At 62.9% G+C, this 20,168-nt stretch carries 14 protein-coding genes; 12 read left to right on the forward strand and 2 right to left on the reverse strand.

Translation table 11 applies throughout. The features are described from left to right. Positions 1-81: 81 nt before the first annotated feature. Entirely contained in the window at positions 82-3,012 is a 2,931-nt protein-coding gene (gene gcvP / locus AC25Y4_RS01200) for an aminomethyl-transferring glycine dehydrogenase (protein WP_488118545.1), read from the forward strand. A 333-nt stretch (positions 3,013-3,345) separates the two neighbouring features. Here the strand turns inward: gcvP and AC25Y4_RS01205 are convergent, their stop codons facing one another. Further along, positions 3,346-4,200 (reverse strand): CPBP family intramembrane glutamic endopeptidase, encoded by an 855-nt coding sequence (locus AC25Y4_RS01205; RefSeq protein ID WP_488118546.1) that lies wholly within the window; start codon positions 4,198-4,200, stop codon positions 3,346-3,348. Next, the gene (locus AC25Y4_RS01210) at positions 4,176-4,583 is read right to left on the reverse strand and encodes a thiol-disulfide oxidoreductase DCC family protein (RefSeq protein ID WP_488118547.1); all 408 of its coding nucleotides are present in this window, start codon (positions 4,581-4,583) and stop codon (positions 4,176-4,178) included. Before AC25Y4_RS01210 ends, AC25Y4_RS01205 begins: the two co-directional genes overlap by 25 nt. 268 nt (positions 4,584-4,851) lie before the next feature. On the opposite strand from AC25Y4_RS01210, the gene AC25Y4_RS01215 reads away from it, so the two are divergent. The 11 genes from AC25Y4_RS01215 to AC25Y4_RS01265 all read left to right on the forward strand — a co-directional run bounded on the left by AC25Y4_RS01215 (position 4,852) and on the right by AC25Y4_RS01265 (position 20,048). Then, the gene (locus AC25Y4_RS01215) at positions 4,852-6,534 is read left to right on the forward strand and encodes a peptide ABC transporter substrate-binding protein (protein ID WP_488118548.1); all 1,683 of its coding nucleotides are present in this window, start codon (positions 4,852-4,854) and stop codon (positions 6,532-6,534) included. A 203-nt stretch (positions 6,535-6,737) separates the two neighbouring features. Next, complete coding sequence (locus tag AC25Y4_RS01220) at positions 6,738-7,667, forward strand: ABC transporter permease (RefSeq protein ID WP_488118549.1); 930 nt, start codon at positions 6,738-6,740, stop codon at positions 7,665-7,667. Further along, complete coding sequence (locus tag AC25Y4_RS01225; RefSeq protein ID WP_488118550.1) at positions 7,657-8,643, forward strand: ABC transporter permease; 987 nt, start codon at positions 7,657-7,659, stop codon at positions 8,641-8,643. Before AC25Y4_RS01220 ends, AC25Y4_RS01225 begins: the two co-directional genes overlap by 11 nt. After that, the gene (locus tag AC25Y4_RS01230; RefSeq protein ID WP_488118551.1) at positions 8,640-10,385 is read left to right on the forward strand and encodes a dipeptide ABC transporter ATP-binding protein; all 1,746 of its coding nucleotides are present in this window, start codon (positions 8,640-8,642) and stop codon (positions 10,383-10,385) included. Before AC25Y4_RS01225 ends, AC25Y4_RS01230 begins: the two co-directional genes overlap by 4 nt. Positions 10,386-10,496: 111 nt before the next feature. Then, entirely contained in the window at positions 10,497-11,072 is a 576-nt protein-coding gene (locus tag AC25Y4_RS01235; protein WP_488118552.1) for a PH domain-containing protein, read from the forward strand. 386 nt (positions 11,073-11,458) lie between these two features. After that, positions 11,459-12,442: an ABC transporter permease gene (locus AC25Y4_RS01240; RefSeq protein ID WP_488118553.1), complete on the forward strand. Its 984-nt coding sequence runs from the start codon at positions 11,459-11,461 to the stop codon at positions 12,440-12,442. A 1-nt stretch (position 12,443) separates the two neighbouring features. After that, positions 12,444-13,379: an ABC transporter permease gene (locus tag AC25Y4_RS01245; RefSeq protein ID WP_488118554.1), complete on the forward strand. Its 936-nt coding sequence runs from the start codon at positions 12,444-12,446 to the stop codon at positions 13,377-13,379. A 13-nt stretch (positions 13,380-13,392) separates the two neighbouring features. Next, a complete protein-coding gene (locus AC25Y4_RS01250) occupies positions 13,393-15,588 on the forward strand; it encodes an ABC transporter ATP-binding protein (RefSeq protein ID WP_488119503.1) in 2,196 nt (731 codons plus the stop codon). A 29-nt stretch (positions 15,589-15,617) separates the two neighbouring features. Beyond that, positions 15,618-17,300, forward strand: coding sequence for an ABC transporter family substrate-binding protein (locus tag AC25Y4_RS01255; protein ID WP_488118555.1), 1,683 nt, complete (start codon positions 15,618-15,620; stop codon positions 17,298-17,300). Between the two features lie 227 nt (positions 17,301-17,527). After that, entirely contained in the window at positions 17,528-19,438 is a 1,911-nt protein-coding gene (gene typA / locus AC25Y4_RS01260; RefSeq protein ID WP_488118556.1) for a translational GTPase TypA, read from the forward strand. A gap of 154 nt (positions 19,439-19,592) precedes the next feature. Continuing rightward, positions 19,593-20,048 carry a hypothetical protein gene (locus AC25Y4_RS01265; RefSeq protein ID WP_488118557.1) on the forward strand — a complete coding sequence of 152 codons (456 nt, stop codon included), beginning with the start codon at positions 19,593-19,595 and terminating at the stop codon, positions 20,046-20,048. Positions 20,049-20,168 lie beyond the last annotated feature (120 nt).

Raw genomic sequence — 20,168 nt, forward strand, 5'->3', positions numbered from 1 at the left:
GCTCAGCACACCGCACTCAGCCACCAGCACCCCTCCCCAAACCAGTTCTACACACCAGGAACGCGCAGGTTTAGTACACACATGTCTCAGGCTTTTGCAGGGCGTCACATCGGTACGGATGCCGCAGCCCAATCACACATGCTCGCCTCACTCGGCTATGACTCTGTCGATGCGCTGGTCGAAGCAGCTATTCCGGCGTCGATCCACGTTGACCAGTTCCGCGTCGACGGCGACAGCACGCTGCCGCCCGCCGCGACTGAGCGTGAGGCCATCACCGAGCTGCGGGAGCTGGCAAACCGCAACACGGTGAAGCGCAGCATGATCGGACTCGGCTACTACGACACGATCACGCCAGCTGTGATCAAGCGCAACGTGCTCGAGAACCCGAGCTGGTACACGGCATACACGCCGTACCAGCCCGAGATCTCGCAGGGCCGCCTCGAGGCACTGATCAACTTCCAGACCATGGTCACCGACCTCACTGGCCTCGCCACCGCCAACGCCTCGATGCTCGACGAGGGCACCGCCGTCGTTGAGGGCATGATGCTGGCCCGTCGCGCGTCCAAGCTCACGTCGCCGCGCTTCATCGTCGACGCAGACGCACTGCCACAGACCAAGGCCCTGCTCGTCAACCGCGCAGCGGCCGTCGGCATCGAGCTCGTCGAGCTGGATCTCGCCGCGCTGGGTGAGTCAGTCGAAGCCGCTCTCGGCGACCACTTCGGCATCTTCGTGCAGTACCCGGGCGCATCCGGCCGTGTCTGGAACCCGCAGGCACTCATCGCGGCGACCCAGGCGCAGGGCGGCCTCGCCGTCGTCGCAGCCGACCTGCTCGCGCTCACCCTCATCGCCTCACCTGGCGACCTCGGAGCGGATGTCGCGGTCGGCACCAGCCAGCGCTTCGGCGTTCCCATGGGCTTCGGTGGCCCGCACGCCGGCTACATGGCCGTGCGCAAGGGACTGGAGCGTCAGCTGCCAGGCCGCCTCGTCGGCGTGAGCGTCGACGCCGCCGGCCACCCGGCATACCGACTGTCCCTGCAGGTGCGCGAGCAGCACATCCGCCGCGACAAGGCCACCTCGAACATCTGTACAGCCCAGGTGCTGCTCGCCGTCATGGCCGGTATGTACGCGGTTTACCACGGGCCAGCTGGCCTGAAGGCGATCGCAACCCAGGTGCACGAGAGCGCGAGCGAACTCGTGGCCGCACTCAGCGCATCCGGTGTGAGCGTCGAGAGTGACACCTACTTCGACACCGTTCGCGTGTCTGTTCCCGGGCGCGCGGCGGAGATCGTCTCCCGCGCAGCGGTCGACGGCGTCAACCTCTACCTCGTTGACGGCGACACCGTCGGCATCTCGGTGGACGAGACCACGACGCGCTCAGACCTCACCCGCGTCATCGGCGCATTCGGCGGGCGCAACGCGTTCGGGGCCGTTGACTTCGACGCCCTCGAGGGCGCGGCAGCCACGAGCGCAGCGACCAGCATTCCCACCACGCTGGAGCGCACCAGCGACTTCCTCACGCACGCCGTGTTCAACACGCACCGCTCAGAGACCAGCATGATGCGCTACCTTAAGCGCCTCGCCGACTACGACTACGCACTCGACCGCGGCATGATCCCGCTGGGTTCCTGCACCATGAAGCTGAACGCCGCCACCGAGATGGAGGCCGTCACCTGGCCAGAGTTCGGCGGCATCCACCCGTTCGCCCCGAAGGACGACGTGGCCGGCTACCTCGAACTGGTCAGCCAGCTCGAAACCTGGCTGACGGATGTCACGGGCTACGCATCCGTCTCGCTGCAGCCGAACGCCGGCAGCCAGGGCGAACTCGCCGGGCTCCTCGCCATCCGCGGCTACCACCTGTCGCAGGGCAACACGCACCGCACGGTGTGCCTGATCCCGTCGAGCGCGCACGGCACGAACGCGGCCTCAGCTGTGCTCGCCGGCATGCGCGTCGTCGTTGTCGCCTGCGATGACCTCGGCAACGTCGACCTCGACGACCTCAAGGCCAAGATCGCAGAGCACGCAGAGAACCTCGCAGCGCTCATGATCACCTACCCCTCGACCCACGGCGTGTACGAGCACGAGGTGCCGGCCATTACGCAGGCCGTGCACGATGCCGGTGGCCAGGTCTACGTTGACGGCGCAAACCTCAACGCGCTGCTCGGATTCGCCCGCTTCGGCGACTTCGGCGGCGACGTGTCGCACCTCAACCTGCACAAGACGTTCTGCATCCCGCACGGCGGTGGCGGTCCAGGCGTCGGCCCGGTCGCAGCGAAGGCGCACCTCGCTCCCTTCCTGCCAGGCCACCCGCTCGCGCAGTCGAGTGAGCACTACCTGCTGGACGCAGACTCGTCAGCAAGTACCGTCGAACACGCGGGCGGACCGGTGTCGGCAGCGCCATATGGCAGCCCGAGCATCCTGCCGATCTCGTGGGCCTATGTGCGCATGATGGGAGCCGACGGACTCAAGCAGGCGACGGCATCCGCTGTACTTGCCGCCAACTACGTGGCGACGCGCCTGTCCGCACATTTCCCCGTGCTCTACGCCGGTGACAACGGACTCGTCGCGCACGAGTGCATCCTCGACCTGCGCCCGCTCACCGAGGCAACCGGTGTCACCGTTGACGATGTGGCCAAGCGCCTCATCGACTACGGTTTCCACTCGCCGACCATGAGCTTCCCGGTCGCCGGTACCCTGATGGTCGAGCCCACAGAGAGCGAAGACCTCGGCGAGATCGACCGTTTCATCGACGCGATGATCGCCATCAAGGGTGAAGCGGATGCCGTCGCAGCCGGCACCTGGCCCGCCGACGACAACCCGTTGCACAACGCTCCGCACACCGCGCAGTCAGTGATCGAGGGGGAGTGGGCACACGCCTACGACCGCGAGACAGCTGTCTACCCGGTGCGTGCGCTGATCCGCAACAAGTACTGGCCGCCGGTGCGTCGCATCGACCAGGCATACGGCGACCGCAACCTGGTGTGCGCCTGCCCGCCGCCGGAGGCGTTCGAGTAACCTCGCACCCGCACCACGCAGCCCTGCCGCGAAAGCGCACAATTGGTCGCTTCAGCTCTTCGCTGAACGACACATTGTGCGCTTTCGCGTTTCCCGGTGATTGAGGAGCGCCCGACGCAGTCGGCCGCGTCTCGAAATCCGGCGAGCCGATCTACGGATCGGACCCAAGGCCCAGCCCACAACGCGTCGCGCTCATCGAACGCAGCAATGCGCACACTGCAGTTACCGCGCAGCTGCGCCTGGACCGCGCAGCTCGACGCAGCTGGCCCGCGTGGGTCTCGAAACGGCCGTGAACGGCCTCCTCGACCAACGGAAGGCGCTACTCGGCGAATGCTAGCTAGCTGGCGCCAGGAGGTCCGGCCACCACGCCAATGCCAGCGGGTAGCCCACGAACGAGACGATGTCCAGGATCCAGTGCGCGATCACCAGCGGCATCACTCTGCCCCAGCGGGCGTAGCACCAACCGAACACCACTCCCATGGCCACGTTGCCGAAGAACGGTCCGATGCCCTGGTACAGGTGATAGCTCCCGCGCAGCAACGCCGAACTGATGATGATGCTCCACCGTGACCAGCCAAGCTCGGCCAACCGGGTGAAGAGGTAGCCAACCACGATGATTTCCTCGCTCAGTGCAGAACGCAGCGCAGAGAAGATCAGAACCGGAATCGTCCACCAGAACGTATCAAGGGGAGAGGGCACAACGGCCACGGTGAAGCCGAGTGCCCGCCCGGCCAGGTAGAGCGCGAGGCCAGGGATTCCGATCACGAGCAGCAGGCCGACACCGGATGCCAGATCCCGACCTGGGCGGGTGAAATCGAACCCCAGCCGGGTGAACGAGCTCTGCGCTGGACGCCACAGCAGATACAGCACCAGGGCGACGGGGAACAGGGCGAAGAAGATCCCCAGGAATTGATACGTGAAGTCGAGCCATTCCCTCGTCGACTGCGAGGCATTGAGCGTCGCAGACTGATCGGAGAGTGGAACCTTCTTCGTGAGCATGGCGATGATCGACACGATCGAATAGACAGCGGATGCCCCGAGCGACAGTCCGAGGACAATCGCGATCTCCCACCACAGCCGGATGCGCGCAGCACGGGGCAGCGGGGGAGCGCTTGCCGTGCCCGCCGTGCCTGCCGTGCCTCCGGCGGCGGTCACCGGCTCGCTCACGATGCGCTCGGCATGCGACATGCCGGAGTGCCGCCGGGGAGGCGATAGCGATATTTTGCCACGAGTGCATACGCCACATCGGCCAGATTTGCCCAGAGCGGGGCGATCGCCAGCCAGCCCAGAAAACGGAGGACCCCAATCGGTTGCTGCCGCAGTATCGCCGCGACGGCACCGGCGCCCGAGTACTGCCTGTTGGCACTCGCCAGCCACACCCGCGACTGCGCGTCGGCGAGACTGAGGCCATAAGAGTCCAGATCAGCCCACTGAAACGGAACCGCTTCCGGCATGACGGACAGCGATCGTTTCATCCACTCAACGGCCGTGGTACAGAATCCGCAATCGCCATCGAAGATGAGCACGGCGCCAATCGGGGCAGGCCGAGAGGGCGGAGTGAAGGCTGACATGACTCAATCATGACAGGCGATGGGGACGTACACAGGGATGGCTTGCGTATCACATTTTTGACCGAGGACGCTCCAAACCGTCGCTTTCGCGCAAATGAGCGCAATTTTCTTGTGTAAAAGCCGAAATTGCCTCGTTTGCGTTACTTCTATGTAACGTTTCCTCGCTCAATTTGGTGCATGCAGGCGTGCAGTTTTAGTCTCATTGATAACTAGCGCGTCGGCCAGGTTCGTACCGTGCTGCCTCGCAACCCTTTGCACTGGAGGAAAATTGAAAATCAAGAAGCTTGGCATCACAGCCATTGCTTTGGCTGCGGTAGGAGCGCTCACGCTCTCCGGCTGCACCGCTGGGGATGACTCCTCATCGGGCGCCACAGGCAACGCCACCATCGTCTCGGCTAACGGCTCTGAGCCGCAGAACCCGCTGATCCCGACCAACACCAACGAAGTTGGCGGCGGAAAGATCATCGACCTCGTCTTCGCTGGCCTCGTCTATTACGACGGAGAGGGCGCAGCCCACAACGACGTCGCAGAGTCGATCACGACCGAAGACAACATCAACTTCACCATCAAGATCAAGCCCGACCTGACGTTCACCAACGGTGAAGCCGTCGACGCCGCGAGCTTTGTCGACGCATGGAACTACGGCGCATACCTGCCGAATGGTCAGCTTTCGAGCTACTTCTTCGAGAACATCGAAGGCTTCTCTGACGTGCAGAACACAAAGGACGACCCGACTGGGGCGCTCGACGAAGCGGGTGAACCTCTGCAGGTGCCCGATCCTCTCGCGGAGTCGATGTCAGGGTTGAACGTCGTTGACGACACCACGTTCACCGTGAAGCTCACATCGGCACTCGCTGACTTCCCGTTGCGCCTCGGCTACTCAGCCTTCCTCCCGCTCCCTGCTTCGGCATTCGACGACATGGCCGCATTTGGTGAGAGCCCAGTTGGCAACGGGCCGTACAAGCTCGCCAGCGAAAAAGCCTGGAAGCACAACGAAAAGATCGACCTCGACGTCAACGAGGACTATAACGGTGGCCGCAAGGCGAAAAACGGTGGCATTTCGATCGTATTTTACGCAACCACGGATGCGGCATACGCTGACCTCCTCGGCGGCAACCTCGACGTTCTTGACGCCATTCCTGACGCTCAGTACGCCAACTTCGAGGGCGACCTCGGCGAACGCGCCGTGAACCAGCCTGCTGCTGTGTTCCAGTCGTTCACGATCCCGGCACGCCTCGCACACTTCAGTGGCGAAGAAGGCGAGCTGCGTCGTCAGGCCATCTCCATGGCCATCAACCGTGAAGAGATCACCGACGTGATCTTCGAAGGAACCCGCACGCCGGCCTCCGACTTCACGTCGCCGGTCATCGACGGCTGGTCAGACTCCCTGAAGGGCGCCGATGTCCTGGCGTTCAACGAGAAGAAGGCCAAGGAACTGTGGGCTAAGGCCGACAAGATCTCCCCGTGGTCCGGTACCTTCCAGATTGCGTACAACGCAGATGGTGGACACCAGGGCTGGGTTGACGCAGTCACCAACAGCGTGAAGAACGTTCTCGGTATCGACGCATCGGGTGCTCCGTACCCGACGTTCGCTGAGGCACGTACCCTCATCACCAACCGCACCATCGAGACCGCCTTCCGTACCGGATGGCAGGCCGACTACCCGGGTCTGTTCAACTTCCTCGGCCCGCTATACGCGACCGGTGCTGGCTCGAACGACGGTGACTACTCGAACGCTGACTTCGACGCCCTCCTTGACTCAGGTTCGACGGCAGCTGACGTCGAGTCTGCGAACAAGGACTTCCAGGCAGCACAGGAGATCCTCCTGACGGAACTGCCGGCGATCCCGCTGTGGTACGCCAACGTAACCGGCGGCTTCGGCGAAGACGTCGACAACGTCACGTTCGGCTGGAACTCCGTTCCGCTCTACAACGAAATCACCAAGGGCTAATTTCAGCTCATTTGCGACCGGGGGTGGTGACAACAGTCATCATCCCCGTTCGTCGGTCAGGGGCGCCCATCAGTGCCTGCCTGGGCTCATGTAAAAAACAATGCATTAGCGCAGGTAACCTGTATGGGTGTTGGTTACCCGATAACAGTTAGGTTTCATTTCTCGCATGCCCACTTACCCCACTCCGCAGGCATAGCCGCCTCATGACCGGATACATTTTCCGCCGCGTCTTGCAGGCAATTCCAGTGTTCTTCGGCACTACCTTCCTCATCTACTTCATGGTCTTCGCCATGCCGGGTGACCCGATCCTCGCCTTGTTCGGCGACAAGACTCCCAACCCGGCGGTAGTTGCCCAGCTTCGTGCCCAGTATCACCTCGATCAGCCGTTCATCGTGCAGTACTTCATCTACATCGGTGGAATCTTCCGCGGCGACTTCGGCGTCTCCTTCTCCGGAGAGCCGGTCACCGAGATTCTCGCTCGCACGTTCCCCGTCACGATCCGTCTTGCCGTTCTCGCACTGTTCTTCGAGACAGTCTTCGGCATCCTGGTCGGCCTCATCTCCGGTATCCGCAAGGGCAAGTTTTTCGATGGCAGCTCGCTCGCCGTCAGCCTCGTGCTGATCTCGCTTCCGATCTTCGTCATTGCCTTCGTTGCGCAGTACGTTTTCGGCGTGTGGCTCGGGTGGGCCAGAACCACGGTGGGCAGTGGTGCGCCGATCCAGGACCTGATCATGCCGGCCCTCGTGCTTGCAAGCATCAGCTTCGCGCAGATCGTTCGATTGACGCGCGCGTCTGTCATCGAGACCTCTGGTGCGGACTTCGTGCGTACCGCGTACAGCAAGGGCCTCAGCCGCAAGCGGATCATCCCTGTGCACATCCTGCGTAACTCGCTGATCCCGGTCGTGACGTACCTCGCCACCGACTTCGGTGTGCTGCTCGTGGGTGCCACCGTCACAGAGGGCATCTTCAACGTGCCCGGTGTCGGAAACACGCTGTATCAGGCGATCATCCGCGGTGAAGGACCGACCGTGGTTTCCTTCGTCACCGTCATGGTCCTGATCTACCTCGTCGTCAACCTCGTCGTTGACCTGCTCTATGGTCTGCTCGACCCAAGGATTCGCTATGTCAAGTAACTTCACGGAAGGAACGATCGACGACAAGCCGATCTACGTTCCTTCGCCTACCCACTTCGTTGCTCCGCTGGAGGAAACTCCTCTCGTCAGCATCGATGCCGTCAAGGTTGCTGAGAAGCCCAGCAACCTCTGGATCGACGCCTGGCGCGACCTCAGGGGTCGTCCGCTGTTCTGGATCTCCGCAGCCTTGATTCTGCTGGTCGTCGTGGTTGCGTTGCTTCCTGGCCTCTTCACGCAGACCTTGCCGAACAACAACTGCTTCCTGAGCAACAGCAACGGGGCACCGACTGCCGGACACCCGCTCGGCTTCAACAAGCAGGGCTGTGACGTCTACTCGCGGATCATCCACGGTACGTCAACGTCCGTGGCCGTCGGCATCATCGTGATCGTTCTCACCACGGTGCTTGGCATTGTGTTCGGAGCATTCGCCGGTTTCTACGGTGGATGGGTCGACGCGACGCTCTCACGCATCGGTGACATCTTCTTCTCGATTCCCTACATCCTCGCTGCCGTCGTCATCATGTCGGTGCTGTCCCAGTACCGGAGCGTGTGGTCGATTTCATTGGCCATCGGTATCTTCGCGTGGCCGTCTACAGCGCGAGTGTTGCGGGCCGAGATCCTGAGGGTCAAGAATGCCGATTACGTCATGGCGTCGACCGCTCTCGGACTCTCCCGGTTCAAGATTCTCCTGAAGCACGTGCTGCCGAACTCGATCGCTCCCGTGATCGTGATCACGACCATCTCGCTGGCCGCAGCGATCGTGGCAGAGGCGACCCTGTCGTTCCTCGGTGTTGGCCTCGGTGGCGACGTCATGTCGTGGGGTAACGACATCAGCCAGGCCCAGAAGGACCTGCGCACCGCGCCGCAGACGCTGATCTACCCGTCGATCGCCCTGTCCATTACCGTTTTCGCTTTCATCTCGCTCGGCGAGGTTGTTCGCGACGCACTTGACCCGAAGGCGAGGGCACTGCGATGAGCCAGACGCCAGACGCAGCAGTAAACGGGCAGCAGCCGCTGCTCGAGATTAAGAACCTGCAGGTTGGGTTCCAGACGCAGAACGGCCTCGTTCCAGCGGTCAACGGCGTGAACATCACGATGATGCCTGGCGACACCCTCGCCATCGTCGGAGAGTCGGGCTCGGGCAAGTCGACGACCGCGCACGGCATCATCAACCTGCTCCCCGGCTCCGGCCGGATCACGGGTGGCGAGATCCTGTTCGAGGGGCGCGACCTCACGAAGCTCTCCGAAAAGGAGATGGAAGAGGTACGCGGCCGCCAGATCGGTTTCGTACCCCAGGACCCGATGTCGAACCTCAACCCGGTGTGGAGCATCGGCTTCCAGGTCGAGGAGGCAATCCGTGCGAACGGTATTGCCAAGGGCAAGGACGTCAAGAAGCGCGCTATCGAGGTGCTGAAGGAAGCCGGCCTGTCCGACGCCGACAAGCGCATGCGCCAGTTCCCCCACCAGTTCTCCGGTGGAATGCGCCAGCGCGTGCTCATCGGTATGGGCCTGTCGTCGAACCCGCGCCTGCTGATCGCCGATGAGCCGACATCCGCTCTCGACGTCACGGTGCAGCGCGTGATCCTCGACCACATGGCGACGTTGACCCGCGACCTCGGCACCGCTGTGCTGTTCATCACGCACGACCTCGGCCTCGCTGCCGAGCGTGCTGAGAAGCTCGTCGTGATGTACAAGGGTCGCGTCGTCGAGTCAGGGCCGTCGAAGGAAATCCTGCAGAACCCGCAGCACCCGTATACGCAGCGCCTGGTCGCTGCGGCGCCGAGCCTTGCGTCTCGTCGCATCCAGTCGACGCACACGCCGCTGGCCAAGCTGAACTACACGGCGCCCAGCGTCGTCGAGACGGTTGACCTCATTGAGAACGCGGAAGTTCGTGCTGAGAAGCTCGCACTGAGCGTTCCCCGCGACACCGCCATCGAGGTTGTTTCGCTCGTCAAGGAATACAAGATCCGTGGGGAGAAGGGCGAGAGCCGTAACTTCAGGGCCGTCGACGATGTGTCATTCTCTGTCGAACGTGGCACGACGATGGCGCTGGTTGGTGAGTCCGGCTCCGGCAAGTCCACCGTTGCGAAGCTGTTGCTCCAGCTTGAAGGCATCACCGCAGGCCACGTCAAGATCGGCGGTGTCGACTCGTCGACGCTGAACCGTCGCCAGCTGTTGTCACTGCGCCGCACCATGCAGCCGGTGTTCCAGGACCCGTACGGCTCCCTCGACCCGCTGCGCAACATCGGCAACACGATCGCAGAGCCGCTCAACGTGCACAAGGTCGGCGACAGGGCATCACGTCGCGCCCGTGTGAACGAGCTGCTCGACCAGGTATCGCTGCCGACATCGCTCGCCACGCGCTACCCGAACGAGCTCTCAGGTGGCCAGCGCCAGCGCGTTGCCATCGCACGTGCACTGGCGTTGAAGCCCGAGATCGTGATCCTCGACGAGGCCGTGTCGGCTCTCGATGTGCTCGTTCAGGCCCAGATTCTGCGGTTGCTGTCTGACCTGCAGGCTGAGCTGGGGCTGACCTACCTCTTCATCACACACGACCTCGCCGTCGTCCGCGTGATCGCCGACCAGGTGTGCGTGATGCAGCGGGGCAAGATCGTCGAAAAGGCGTCTGTCGACGACGTCTTCGACAACCCGCAGCAGGACTACACGCGGGCATTGCTCGACGCAATCCCGGGTGCGAACATCATGCTCGGCGTATAGCAGCCGACGCAGTACCACGCGGAAACGGGTGGGAGGGGCTGATGCTCTTCCCGCCCGTTTTCCATATCAGTCACGCCAGCAGCAACGCCGGCTCTCGACAGGGGAATTTCGATGGAATCCGACGATTCACAGGCAATGGCATCCGCTGACAAGCCGGTGGTGTTGAAGTCGACCACGGCGCAGCTCTCGTTCTACGTTCTCGCGGTCGTCTGCGCTGTGCTGCTCGGCGATTCGCTCGTCAGGGGGAGGCTCGATGTGGCCTTCGCCGCGTTGCCCACTTTGGCGCTCATCGTCTGGATCGGCGTTGTGGTGTTCCTGCGGCCATCCGTTCGGCTTGACGCCTCAGGAATCACCGTGGTGAACATCCTGCGCACCGCGCACATCGCGTGGGACCAGGTAGCGGATGTCACCACTCGCTACCAGCTCGTCGTCGAGACGCGAGATGGCCGGCTGATCAAGAGCTGGGGCGCGCCAGTGGCCAAGCCTGGCCGCGGCCGCCCGCAGCAGAGCAGCACGAAGCGTGACTCGGTCGCCGTGCAGGACGTCGTCGACGGATTCATGGCGCGATACCCGGTCGGTGCTGCCGACGTGGAACCCATCGAATGGCACCCGCAATGGACGGCCATCGTGACCGGCGTGGTGATTGTCGTCATCCTGGCCATCCAGTCGGCCATCGGCGGGCTGTAACGCCGTTCGCGCGGAGGGCGGAACACGCGTGCGTTTCTTCGAATCCTCAATATCTGTTCAAATTCTCAGAAAATGACGCAAGAGTGTTGCGTCCCTGTGCTCATGAGCGCCAGATGTGTAACGGTTGTGAGTCGATTATGTTACGCCACCTAACCAGGGGTAGACGACGAGTTTTTCGGCCATAGAATCACAGTCACGTGCGAAGAAGTTACACGACTGCACGGTTTTGTTCGCCGACGTTCCGTACGCGGAATGCAAAGGAGACTCCTGTGTCGCTTGCCCCATGTGGAACTGTCCGACGTGGTTCGTCTGTCGAGGTTGTTCGCGTGGCGCCACCGAATCTGGAAGTCAGAACCGGCAGGATGATTCGAATCTCGTAGCCGTTCGTGCTCCTCTACATCTCCAAACGGTTCGTCAACTACGTCATCCTCTCGGCGTTAGCGACCTGCCTGGCCTACATCGTGTCGAGTATCGCGCTGGATCCGGCAGCCAAGTACTACGGCCGGAACCCGCGACCGAGCGAGCAGTCGATCACCAACACCCTGAACAGCCTGGGTGTCAATCCTGATGTTCCGGTGTTGCAGCGCCTCTGGGACTGGGTGACCAACATCATCCTGCACGGGTCGCTCGGCACCTCTGTGGCCGGCAAGCCTGTCATCGATGAAATGATCTCCCGCTCAGGGGTGAGCCTGCGGCTCCTTCTCATCGGCTCGCTCCTCGGCGCCATCCTCGGCGTGGTGCTCGGCGTCTGGGGAGCGGTCAAGCAGTACAGCCTCAGCGACCAGCTCGTGACGTATTCCTCTTACCTGATTTTCGCCATGCCGACTTTTGTGATCGGCGTGCTGCTCATGATCGGCGCGACGCTGGTCAATCAGGTCGGTGGTGTGCAACTGATCAACTTCACGGGGGAGTACACCGCCGGATTGACGGGACCGTGGTGGGTACTGGCATCCGACAGGGCAGGGCACCTGCTGCTCCCAACCATCGCGCTCACCCTCATGGGCGCTGCAAGCTACTCGCGATATCAGCGCAGCGTGATGCTCGATGTGTTGTCTGCTGACTACATCCGCACGGCACGGGCCAAGGGACGATCCCGCAACTCAGCGCTCGTGCGCCACGGCGTGCGCGTTGCCCTTATCCCGATGTCGACGTTCTTTGCCTACAGTTTCGGCACGCTGATTGCCGGCTCGATCATGCTCGAGATCGTCTTCTCGTTCCACGGCATGGGCGAATTCACCCTGCAGTCCATCACCCAGAACGACATCAACGGCGTCGCGGGCTCAACGCTCTTCTTAGCGGTGCTTGTGCTCTTCTCGTCGACGCTGTCCGAAATTCTTTACGCCGCACTCGACCCACGGGTAAGGGGCTGACATGTCACTGTTGGAAGAAACCAGCGCAACGCTGCCAGGGCCAGCTCCGGCCACCCCCACAGAGGTGGTGCAATCCCGCAAGCCGCTCTCCCGGTCACGCCTCGTCTGGCAGCGGCTGTCCCACACGCCACGATTCTGGGTCGGTGCTATCGCTATCGCCCTGATCTGCCTGTGGGCGATCCTTGGCCCACTGTTCTACCCGTTCGATGTCTCTGGGCGCGATCCGCTGAACATGGGAATGGGACCGACCCAGTTGCACTGGTTCGGCACGAACAACATCGGCCAGGATCTCTACGCACAAACGTTGAATGGCCTGCAGAAGTCGCTCATCATCGGGCTGATCGCCGGCCCGCTTGGGACGCTGATCGCGGCCGTCGTCGGGTCGATCGCCGGCTACGTCGGCGGCGCGGTTGACAGCGTGCTTGTGTGGTGCATCAACCTGCTGCTCGTGCTCCCGTCCTTCATCCTGCTCGTCATTCTGAGCCCGCTGTTCACCTCGCTGTCGTGGGTCTTCCTGACGCTGTTCATTGCTGGCTTCAGCTGGATGGTGATGGCGCAGGTTGTCAGGTCGCAGACCAAGTCGCTTCGTGACAGGGACTTCGTGAAGGCGGCCAGGTACATGGGCGTTCCGACGCGCACCATCCTGGGCCGTCACATCATCCCCAACATCGCCTCGCTGTTGATCATCGACGCCACCCTCGGCATTGTGGCCTCGATCATGGCTGAGACGAGCCTCAGCTACTTCGGATTCGGAGTTCGAGCCCCCGATGTCTCGCTGGGCACGCTGCTCGCAGAGGGCACGTCAGCAGCGGTGACCCGTCCATGGCTGTTCGTGTTCCCTGCCGGTGTGCTTGTGCTGACCCTGTTCGCGGTGAGCCTCGTTGGCGATGCCCTGCGCGATGCCGTCGACCCGACCTCTGGAGTCAACCGTGACTAATCTCGATCGTGATCTGGGCCAGCGCCCGGCCGGGCTGCTGCGTCCCTCGAAGCGGATTCTTGAGGTCGAGAACCTCTCGGTCAGCTTCCCGCAGCGCGGAGGGCCTGCGGTCAACGCGGTTCGCGGCATCAGTTATCACGTCAATGAGGGGGAGTTCCTCGGCATTGTCGGCGAATCCGGATCGGGCAAGTCGGTGTCTTCCCTCGCTGTCATGGGGCTGCTCCCGAGCTCGGCCGAGGTAACAGGTTCGATCTCGTTCGACGGGCGATCGCTGCTGGAGCTGGACGACAAAGCCTTGTCAGGCATCCGCGGTCGTGACATCTCGATGGTCTTCCAGGACCCGCTGTCTGCGCTCACGCCGGTATACACGGTCGGCGCCCAGATTGCGGAGGCCCTGCTCCTGCACGATTCGGCGCTCAGTAAGCGTGCCGCGCACGTTCGCGCCGTCGAGCTGCTCGGGGTAGTCGGGATTCCGTCGCCAGAACGACGGGCGATGTCGTATCCGTTCGAGTTCTCCGGCGGCATGCGACAGCGAGCCATGATCGCGATGGCGATCGCGAACGACCCGCGCCTGATCATCGCCGACGAACCGACCACCGCGCTCGACGTCACCATTCAGGCGCAGATCCTTGAGGTGCTGGAGAAGGCCAAGGAGCTGACGGGTGCCGCTGTCGTCCTGATCACCCACGACCTCGGTGTCGTGGCAGGTCACGCCGATCGCATTGGCGTCATGTATGCCGGGCGGCTCGTCGAGTACGGGACAACGGCTGATGTCTTCAGTGCAGCGCACATGCCGTACAGCATTGGACTGCTCCGCTCCGTCCCGAACATGCAGACTGCAGGCACGCAGCGGCTGGTACCGCTCGAAGGCCGGCCGCCGTCGCTGACCGCGCTCGCTCCCGGCTGCCCGTTCGCGCCGCGGTGCCCGATCGCACTCCCGGTGTGCCACACCGATGAGCCGCCGCTTGCGGTGCACGCGACGGAGGACACCCTCGAACGTGAGCTGCGTCCGATGCTTCCCTTGCTCCCCGTAGCAGTGCCGCACGCAGCCGCCTGCCACCGCGCGGGCGAGATCGCCGACGGCAGCCTGGCTCGGGCAGAGGTGTTCCCGCGCCCAGAACCACTCGCCGCCCCTGCGCCAAACGCGAAAGAGCTCGATGTGCCGGTGCTCGCCGTCACTGATCTCATCCGGCACTACCCGGTCAGTCAGGGTGGGATCTTCCGCCGGCAGGTCGGTACAGTGCGAGCGGTCGACGGGGTGTCGTTCTCGATCCAGCCAGGCCAGACGCTGGGGCTCGTCGGCGAATCCGGCTGCGGCAAGTCGACGACCATCCTCGAGATCATGGAGATGGCGACCCCACAGGGCGGCCAGATCCTGGTCAACGGGGCCGATGTCGCCACGATGACCAAGGCCGAACGCCTGAAGCTGCGCACCGATGTGCAAATCGTCTTCCAAGACCCGATGGCAGCGATCGACCCCCGGCTTCCGATCGGTGATGTGATCGGTGAGCCGCTCACCGTGCACGGCACCAAGCCGGACGCCAGGCGCGCTCGCGTCGCAGAGCTGCTCGACCTCGTCGGCATGGATCCGGTGATGGCCGACCGCTACCCGCACGAGTTCTCCGGCGGCCAGCGCCAGCGCATCGGCATCGCCCGCGCCCTGGCAACCAATCCCAAACTGGTGATCCTCGACGAGCCGGTGTCTGCGCTTGACGTCTCCATCCAGGCCGGTGTCATCAACCTGCTGGAAGACCTCAAGGAGCAACTCGGTCTGTCCTACCTGTTCGTCGCCCACGACCTGGCCATCATCCGCCAGATCGCCGACACGGTTGCGGTCATGTATCTCGGCCGGATCGTGGAGTACGGGCCGGTGGCCGAGGTATTTGCCAACCCACGGCATCCGTATACCCAGGCCCTGATCTCGGCGGCGCCGATCCCTGACCCTGAGATCGAACGCAACCGAAAGCGCGTCCTGCTCGAGGGCGAACTCCCGAGCCCGAGCGCGGTGATTGACGGCTGCAATTTCCGCAGCCGGTGCCCGCTCTACGCGTTGCTCGATGCCACGGCCCAGCAGCGCTGCGCGAGCGTTGACCCAGAGTTGGCTCACCACGGCGACGTCACCGTCGCCTGCCACCACGTTGAACGGAACGAGATTGACGTGTCCGTGGCCCAGACGGCACAGCTCCCCACAGCTTCCCCCGACCTGTAGAAGTTCCAACCAAGAGATGGAGAACCACTATGCGACGACGTAATACCGTTCTTGCGACAGTGACAATACTGAGCGCAGCTGCGCTCGTGCTGTCGGCATGTGCGCCGGGCAATACCGAAAAGACAGAAACGTCGACGGGCGGTGACCTTCCATCCACAGCATGGGTGAGGGCAGACGCCGCAGACGTGCAGGATGGCGGCACCCTCAACCTCGCCATCGGTTCGATGCCGTCCAACTTGAACATCATGCAGGTCGACGGCAACGAGGTTGATACGAACAACACCGTCCAGTTGACCTACGGCGGGCCGATCAAGATCGCCGAGGACGGCACTTCCGTCGTCGATCCCAACTACGCGACATCGGCTGAGGTGGTCAGCAGCGACCCGCAGGTTGTCGAGATCAAGCTCAACCCCAAGGCCGTCTGGGAAGACGGCACCCCCATCACGTATAAGGATTACGTGGCGACCTGGCAGGCCCTGAACGGCAGCAACGAAGCGTACTCACCGGCGTCGACCGCCATCTATGAAGACATCTCCGCCATCGAGCCCGCCGGCGACAGCGAATTCGACTTCACCGTCACATTCAGCAAGGCAAGCGCCGACTGGCAGTCGATCTTTGGCCTCGTCCTGCCGGTTTCCGTCGCAGCCACCCCTGACGCGTTCAACACCGGCTATGTCTCGACCCCGGTGCCGTCGTCCGGCCCGTTCAAGATCTCGGACATTGACCAGACCGGGCAGGTCATCACGCTCGTACGAAACCCGGCCTGGTGGGGTGAAACTCCGAAGCTCGACACGGTGATCGTGAAGGTCGTCAGCGGTGAATCGCAGGCCACCTCGTTCGGCAACTCCGAGACCGATGTTCTGTCCATCACGTCGAACGCCGACGCGTACCAGACGGCCAAGAAGCGCAAGGACGCCGAAATTCAGGCGTCAGGCGGACTCACGTGGACCCACCTCACCATGAACGGCTCTAAGGGCCCCCTGGCTGATGTCAAGGTTCGCCAGGCCATCGGACACGCACTCAACCGCGAGCTCTTCTCTGAATCGGCGAATACCCCGGTCGGTGTCGACGCCACAACCCAGGGCAGCTACATCTTCATGCCGGGCCAGAAGGGCTACGAAGACAACGTCGACGCAGCAATCGGGTACGACGTCGATGCCGCCAAGAAGCTCTTCGATGAGGCTGGATACACGGAAGGCGACAAGGGGCTTCGCGAGAAGGACGGCGAACCGTTGACCCTCACGATCACCGTTCCAGCCGAAACGCCGACGAACAAGCAGCGTGCGGTCCAGGTGCAGGCCGACCTCAAGGAGGTGGGCGTCACCGTCAAGCTCGACGAGGTGCCGTCTGCGAAGTACTTCTCCGACTACATCATCCCTGGCGACTACGAGATGACCAGTTTCTCCTGGCAGGGTACGGCCTACCCGATTTCCTCGTCCGAGGCGCTCTTCCACCCCGTCGACTCTGAGTCGAACTTCACCGGCATCACCGACGAGTCCCTCGGCGACCTGTACGACGAGGTCAACGCGGAGCTCGACCCGGCCAAGCGCCTCGTGATCGCCGACAAGATCGACAAGGTCCTTGCCGCTTACGTGCCCATCGTGCCGATCGCACCGCTGCCGAACGTGTACGCGGTCAAGTCCGGCCTCGTGAACTACGGCGCCACCCAGTTCGAGACCATCGACTGGGCACTCGTCGGCTGGGCTAAATAGCTCGTTGATCAACGCACAACTCACGCTCTAAGCACGTAAGAATCGGGATGGCGCCAGCAGGCGTCATCCCGATTCTGTTTCCGCCGAGAGTGCGGCTACTATGTCTCGGCGCGAATGCACAGATTGAGTGCGGTAAGATATTCCGTTGGGTCAAGTTCTGACCACACTTCCATTCTTCGTCGCATGCGACATTTTGCGGCAGCCATTCTTTTGTAAGGATTTCTTCTATGGCGATTGCCACGCGCAATAATCTTCGAAACGTAGCTATTGTTGCCCACGTTGACCACGGTAAGACCACCCTGGTCGACGCCATGCTCAACCAGACAAACTCTTTCGCGGACCACTCGCACGTCGATGAGCGCGCCATGGACTCGAACGAGCTCGAGCGCGAAAAGGGCATCACGATCCTCGCCAAGAACACGGCGATCTCGTACAAGGGCAAGCACGCCACTGATGGCCCCATCACGATCAACGTGATCGACACCCCCGGCCACGCCGACTTCGGTGGCGAGGTCGAGCGCGGCCTGTCCATGGTCGACGGCGTCGTCCTGCTGGTTGACGCCAGCGAGGGCCCGCTCCCGCAGACCCGTTTCGTGCTCCGTAAGGCGCTCGAGGCCAAGCTTCCCGTCATCCTGTTGGTCAACAAGACCGACCGCCCTGACGCACGTATCGACGAGGTCGTTGCAGAGAGCCAGGACCTCCTCCTCGGTCTCGCCAGCGACATGGCCGATGACGTCCCAGACCTCGACCTCGACGCGATCCTCGACGTTCCCGTCGTCTACGCATCCGGTCGTAACGGTGCAGCCAGCCTGAACAAGCCCGAAAACGGCACCCTGCCGGACAACGATGACCTCGAGCCGCTCTTCGAAGCGATCCTCGAGCACATCCCCGCTCCCGTCTACGACGACGAGCACCCGCTGCAGGCCTGGGTCACCAACCTCGACTCCTCGCCGTTCCTCGGCCGCCTCGCGCTGCTCCGCATCTTCCAGGGCAACATCAAGAAGGGCCAGACCGTCGCGTGGATCAAGCACGATGGTTCTGTGCACAACGTGCGCGTGACCGAGCTCATGATCACAAAGGCACTCGACCGTTACCCCGCAGAGAGCGCCGGTCCCGGTGACATCGTCGCCGTCGCCGGATTCCCGGACATCACCATTGGTGAGACGCTGGCCGACCCGGACGACCCCCGTCCGCTGCCGACCATCACGGTTGACGACCCCGCCATCTCGATGACGATCGGTACCAACACCTCGCCGCTCATCGGCAAGGTCAAGGGCCACAAGCTCACCGCTCGTATGGTCAAGGACCGTCTCGACAAGGAGCTCGTCGGTAACGTCTCGCTCAAGGTCGTTGACATCGGACGCCCGGACGCCTGGGAAGTTCAGGGTCGTGGCGAGCTCGCTCTCGCCATCCTGGTCGAGCAGATGCGTCGTGAGGGCTTCGAGCTCACCGTCGGCAAGCCGCAGGTAGTCGTCAAGAAGATCGACGGCAAGGTTCACGAGCCGTTCGAGCACCTGACCATCGACGCGCCTGAGGAATACCTCGGTGGCATCACCCAGCTGCTCGCCGCGCGCAAGGGTCGCATGGAGAACATGGCGAACCACGGCACCGGCTGGGTTCGCATGGAGTTCATCGTTCCGTCACGTGGCCTCATCGGCTTCCGTACCGAGTTCCTCACCACCACGCGTGGTACCGGTATCGCCAACGCCATCTCACACGGCTACGAGCCCTGGGCCGGCACCATCAACACGCGCAACAACGGCTCGATCGTTGCTGACCGTTCAGGTGTTGTCACCCCGTTCGCCATCATCGCCCTGCAGGAGCGCATGACCTTCTTCGTGAACCCCACCGAAGAGGTCTACGAGGGCATGGTCATCGGTGAGAACTCACGTGCAGACGACATGGACGTGAACATCACGAAGGAAAAGAAGCTGACCAACATGCGTCAGTCGACTTCTGACACCTTCGAGTCGATGACCCCGTCACGCCAGTTGACCCTCGAGCAGTGCCTCGAATTCGCTCGTGAAGACGAGTGTGTTGAGGTCACCCCTGAGATCGTGCGCATCCGCAAGGTTGAGCTCGCAGCGCAGGCTCGTGCACGCAACACCTCACGCCTGAAGAAGCAGGACCAGGCGTAAATCAGTAACTAGCATCGGCTGAACGCGGCCGTTCCGGTGAGACTCGATCTCGCTGGGGCGGTCGCGTTCACTCGTTAAGCTGGGTGTACGCATGTGCCCCATCATGCAGGTGCCAGAGGAACGCAGACCAATGAGGACACAGATGAGTACACGGATGACCAGAACACAGACCACTCGTCACCGCGGAGCTAGCGTCGCCATTGCCGCCGTCCTTGCGTGTGCCGGTCTCGGCGCACTGACGGGCTGTGGGGCGGATGTCGGTGGACTCGTCAACGGTGTCGTCCAGGATGCGTCAGGGGGAGAGGTCAGCCTCGGCGGCTCACTGCCCAGCGGCTGGCCGGCTGAGGTGCCCGTCATCGACGGCGAACTGATGTTCGGCGCAGGAGCGAAAGCCGATGCGTCACCAGGGTGGGTCGTCACGGTGAAGTCGAGCGCCACCGATCCGCTCACCGACGCGCGCACGCAACTGGAGGACGCCGGCTTCACGGTTGACGTTGCCGCCCAGGGCGCTGAGGCCGGAGTTCTCACCACAAGCAACGGGAACTACACCGTGGTGGTGGCTGGCACCGCGGACGGCTTGCTCTACACGGTGGCTGAGGGCGACAAGTAGCCCCAGCGACGGGCGAGGCCGTCGGCGCGCGCCACACCCACCCCGCCGCATCACCGCCCTGCCGCATCACAGGCGAATCCTGGCGCGCGGTTTCCCCGTGGGCGCGCGTTTTATCGCGCG

Source organism: Leifsonia sp. Y878, assembly GCF_057669685.1.